At 73.2% G+C, this 4,081-nt stretch carries 5 protein-coding genes; 3 read left to right on the top strand and 2 right to left on the bottom strand.

Translation table 11 applies throughout. From position 1 onward, the window contains the following. Positions 1–245: 245 nt before the first annotated feature. Together HYE82_RS34620 and HYE82_RS34615 are read left to right on the top strand one after the other, a co-directional pair. On the top strand, positions 246–638 hold the full coding sequence (locus HYE82_RS34620) for a hypothetical protein (protein ID WP_179178189.1): 393 nt from the start codon (positions 246–248) through the stop codon (positions 636–638). 7 nt (positions 639–645) lie between these two features. Further along, complete coding sequence (locus HYE82_RS34615) at positions 646–912, top strand: DUF4031 domain-containing protein (RefSeq protein ID WP_179178188.1); 267 nt, start codon at positions 646–648, stop codon at positions 910–912. A 317-nt stretch (positions 913–1,229) separates the two neighbouring features. On the opposite strand, the gene HYE82_RS34610 is transcribed toward HYE82_RS34615, so the two are convergent. Next, positions 1,230–1,580, bottom strand: coding sequence for a helix-turn-helix domain-containing protein (locus HYE82_RS34610; RefSeq protein ID WP_179178187.1), 351 nt, complete (start codon positions 1,578–1,580; stop codon positions 1,230–1,232). Between the two features lie 68 nt (positions 1,581–1,648). On the opposite strand from HYE82_RS34610, the gene HYE82_RS34605 reads away from it, so the two are divergent. Then, positions 1,649–2,554, top strand: coding sequence for an NAD(P)-dependent oxidoreductase (locus tag HYE82_RS34605; RefSeq protein WP_179178186.1), 906 nt, complete (start codon positions 1,649–1,651; stop codon positions 2,552–2,554). Between the two features lie 223 nt (positions 2,555–2,777). On the opposite strand, the gene HYE82_RS34600 is transcribed toward HYE82_RS34605, so the two are convergent. Next, positions 2,778–4,034 carry a Cmx/CmrA family chloramphenicol efflux MFS transporter gene (locus HYE82_RS34600; protein ID WP_179178185.1) on the bottom strand — a complete coding sequence of 419 codons (1,257 nt, stop codon included), beginning with the start codon at positions 4,032–4,034 and terminating at the stop codon, positions 2,778–2,780. Positions 4,035–4,081 lie beyond the last annotated feature (47 nt).

The following is a 4,081-nucleotide window of genomic DNA, read 5'->3' as shown; positions in this document are numbered from 1 at the left end:
GGTGGGGGTCATGAAACCGCGGGCCGGTGGGGGCTGGTCGCGCAGTTCCCCGCGCCCCTGCGGGGCGCGGTACCGCACCGGACTTCACTGAGCCCGCTCGGTGCCCGGTCGCTCATGCCCGAAATGTATTTTCGGGCATGGAACAGGGTCAATACGCCATAAGGCTCCTGAACTGGTGGAAAACCAAACAATCCGCCAGAAGCAGGGTCTTCGCCAGGGGGCCCGTCCGGGTTCACAATGGGCGCATGGACCACGCAACACCCCTGGAGCAGGCGTTGCACGCCGCCCGTGCCCTCGTTCTCGCGGATCTCGTCGCGGGGCAGGTCGCCGAGGCCGATGTCGTCTCCCTCGTCGAGGACTCGGTCACGCACCGCCGGTGGTGGGTGGAGCAGTGGCCCGAGGGGGTCGACTACCTGGCCGGGCTCGTCGCCCAGGACGTGCAGGACGCCCTGCTGGAGAAGTACGGCCGCTGGCCCCTGTGCCCGGTCTGCTCGCACGGTGACCCGCACGCGCTGGACGTGGAGCCCGAGTTGGGGCCCGACCCGCACTGGGTGTGCGCCAAGGCGGGCGTGAAGGTCGCCGCGGTGGGCGGCCTCGGGCCGGTCATCGGGCCGGGCGGCTTCGGCGGAGGCCTGTGAGCCGCCGGTGACGCTCTACATCGACCCGCCGACCTGGCCGGGCCACGGCCGCATGTGGTCGCACTTGATCAGCGACGTCTCGTACGAGGAACTGCACGCCTTCGCGGCGTCGATCGGCTCCCCGCCGAAGGCGTTCGACGGCGACCACTACGACGTGCCCGAGTTCCGGTACGCGGACGCGGTCCGGGCGGGCGCGGTGGAGGTCGGCAGCAAGGAGATCGTCCGCCTCCTGGTGGAGGCCGGCCTCCGCCGCCCGAAGGGCCGTCCGGCCTAGTGCTGTGACCGGAAGGGTTCACCGCCTCGCGACACCCGGCACGGCACCTCGCCGCGTTGTCGGACCGCGCAACTACGTCCAGTACGAGCCGCGGCCCTCCGCCTTGCGACGCACCGCACCGGACGCCGCGAGCCGGCAAACCTTTCCGGCCACAGCACTGGCCGCCCCGACGGGTGGCGCGCCGCCGGCGGACGGGCGCGGAAGGCCACCCGTCTGCACACCCACTTTTTTGTGGGTACTTGTCGCTGCAGCCACGTCGGGAGAGCCTGGTGGTGGCCGGGAACGAGAGCGGGAGGGAGCGGGGAGGAGGACCGGGATCAGGACGCGGCGCGCTCGGCGGCGAGCCGGTCCAGATGGCGATGGCCCCAGTCGGACAGCGGAGCCAGCGCCCGTGAGAGTTCGAGGCCGAACCCGGTCAGCGAGTAGACGGTCTTCGGCGGCACCACGTCGTACACCTCGCGGTGGACGAGTCCGTCCGACTCCATTTCGCGCAGAGCCTGGGTCAGCACCTTCTCGCTGATCTCCGGGACCTTGCGGCGCAGCTCGCCGGGCCGGTGCGGACCGGCCTCAAGCAGCCACAGCAGCAACGTCTTCCACTTGCCGTCGATGACGGCGACGGCCGCGGCCACCCCGCAGACACCGGGGTCGCCGACCCGGATGCGTGTCATCTCTCCGCTCCTTCCCCCCGGCTGTTCCGGCCTTGCCTTCCCCACCTTATGTACAAGGGAGTTTCGTCATGTCTTCTTTCCCCGAGTCCACGCCCGGGCGTTCCGCGGCCGCCGTCACGGTGATCGGGCTCGGCCCGATGGGCCGTGCGCTGGCAGGCGCGTTCGTGGCCGCCGGGGTGCGCACCACCGTGTGGAACCGCACCCCGGGCCGGGACCGCGAGCTGGTCGAGCGGGGGGCGATCGGAGCCGCCGGCGCCGCGGAGGCGGTCGCGGCGAGTCCGCTGACCGTGGTGTGCCTGGTGAACTACGACGCCACGGACGCAGTGCTGCGCCAGGAGGCCGTCACGGCCGCGCTCAAGGGGCGCACCCTGGTGAACCTGACCGCCGACACCCCGGAGCGGGCCAGGGACACCGGGCGATGGGCCGGTGAGCACGGCATCCGCTACCTCGACGGCGCCATCATGACGCCGACGCCGACGATCGGCACGCCGGAGGCGGTCCTGCTCTTCAGCGGCCGCGAGGAGCTCTACCGCGAGCACCGGGAAGTGCTCGACGCACTGGGCGGCGGCCACACCCACCTCGGCGAGGACATCGGCCGCGCCGCGGCCTACGACATCGCGCTGCTCGACGTCTTCTGGACGTCGATGACCGGCTACATGCACGCCCTGGCCCTGGCGGGAGCGGAGGGCGTCTCGCCGCGTGAACTGGCCCCGTTCGCACAGGGGATCGGTGCGATCCTGCCGGTGATCTTCCAGGAGACGGCCGACGACATCGAGGACGGCGCCTACTCGGGTGAGGGCAATCCGCTGACCTCCGCGGTGTCGACGATGGCCCACGTCGTGCACGCCTCCGAGGCCCACGGCATCGACGCGGGCGTGATGCGCGCCGCCGAGGGCCTGGCCCGCCGCACCGTGGCGCTCGGCCACGGCGCGGACGGGTTCTCCCGGATCGCGGAGGTCCTGGCCCGCCGCTAGTTGTAGTGCTCTGACCTGCGGCGCCCGCCTCGGTTGCCGAGCAGTCGTGCGCCGGCACGTGTGGCACCTACGCGGCTACGCGGGCGAGCACGTCACCGCGAGCCCCTGCTACGTCCTCGACGGCGGGAAGACCACCACGGTCGCCGAGGTCGCCATGGTCCGAGGTCGCCGAGGTCGCCGAGGTCGCCGAGGTCGCGGCCGCGACCCCGACGGACGCGACCGGTCAGCCCGCGGTCGGCGTGGGCTCCGCGGCGGACGGGACGGTGGTGGCGGACGGGGCGAGGGTCGGGCGGGGCGTGGTCGACGAGGCGACGACGCGGGTGGTGCGGGGCGGCGTGCGTCGGTCCAGGCGGAGGGCGATCAGGCCGAGGGCGATCGCGGTGACGGTCATGGCGGCGCCGGCCCAGGCGGTGGCGGCGACCCCGTGGCCGGCGTCGATGACGGTTCCGCCGAGCCACGGGCCGCCCGTGTTGCCGAGGTTGAAGGCGGCGGTGGTGGTCGCCCCGGCCAGGGTCGGGGCGGCGCCGGCGACGTTGAACATGCGGGCGTTGAGCGCGGGCGCCGTGAAGAACGTCGAGAACCCGAGCAGGAAGGACAGGGAGACGGCCGCCGCGGCCACCGGGGCCAGCAGGGCCAGCGCGACGAGGAAGGCGGTGGAGGCGGTGATGCCCCACAGCATCACCCCGAAGAGGCGCGCGTCGGCATAGCGGCCGCCGGCCGTGGTCCCGGCCAGCGCGCCGAGCCCGAACAGGACGAGCACCCACGGAACCCAGCCGGAGTCCAGGCCGGCGACGTCGGTGAGCAGCGGCGACAGGTAGCTGAAGGTGCAGAAGACGCCGCCGGCGGCGAGGGCGGTGATGCCGATGGACAGCCACACCTGCCGGTCGCCGTAGATGCGCAGCTCCCGCCGGAGGGTCGGCCGCTCGGCGGGCAGCGGGATCCGCGGGACGAGGACCATGATGCCGGCCAGGGCGACCGCGGAGGCGGCGCCGACCGCCCAGAACGCGGAGCGCCAGCCGAGGTGCTCACCGAGGAAGGCGCCCAGCGGGACGCCGAGGACGTTGGCGATGGACAGTCCGCCGATCATGACGGCCATGGCGCGGGCCCGCTGGTCCTGCCGGACCATCGCGATGGCGACGGCCGCGCCGACCGCCCAGAAGCCGGCGCAGGCGAGGGCGGAGACCACGCGCGAGGCGAAGAGCAGCTCGTACGTGGGCGCGAGCGCGCCGGCCCCCTGCCCGATCCCGAAGAGGCCGATGAGGGAGATCAGGGTGGTGCGGCGGGGGAGCCGCAGGGTGGCCACGGCCAGCAGCGGCGCGCCGACGACCATGCCGATCGCGAACGCGGAGATGAGCAGGCCGGCCTGCGGGATGCTCACGCCCAGGTCGCCGGCGATGGGCGGCAGGAGTCCCGAGAGCATGAACTCGCTGGTACCGAGGGCGAAGACGGACAGGCCGAGGACGTACACGGCGACGGGCATGCGGGTGCCGGTGCCGGTGCCGGTGTGGGGGCGAACGGGTGCGGGGG

The sequence above is a fragment of the Streptomyces sp. BR123 genome, assembly GCF_013401435.1.
GTDB lineage: Bacteria > Actinomycetota > Actinomycetes > Streptomycetales > Streptomycetaceae > Streptomyces.
Note: the sequence above shows the minus strand (reverse complement) of the source record. Positions and strands in the feature narration are given on the sequence as shown.

What these genes read in the sequence shown, in the direction of transcription:
- HYE82_RS34620 (WP_179178189.1), top strand. Translation starts at nt 246, where the DNA reads ATGGACCACGCAACACCCCTGGAGCAGGCGTTGCACGCCGCCCGTGCC.
- HYE82_RS34610 (WP_179178187.1), bottom strand. Translation starts at nt 1,580, where the DNA reads ATGACACGCATCCGGGTCGGCGACCCCGGTGTCTGCGGGGTGGCCGCG.
- HYE82_RS34600 (WP_179178185.1), bottom strand. Translation starts at nt 4,034, where the DNA reads ATGCCCGTCGCCGTGTACGTCCTCGGCCTGTCCGTCTTCGCCCTCGGT.
- HYE82_RS34605 (WP_179178186.1), top strand. Translation starts at nt 1,649, where the DNA reads ATGTCTTCTTTCCCCGAGTCCACGCCCGGGCGTTCCGCGGCCGCCGTC.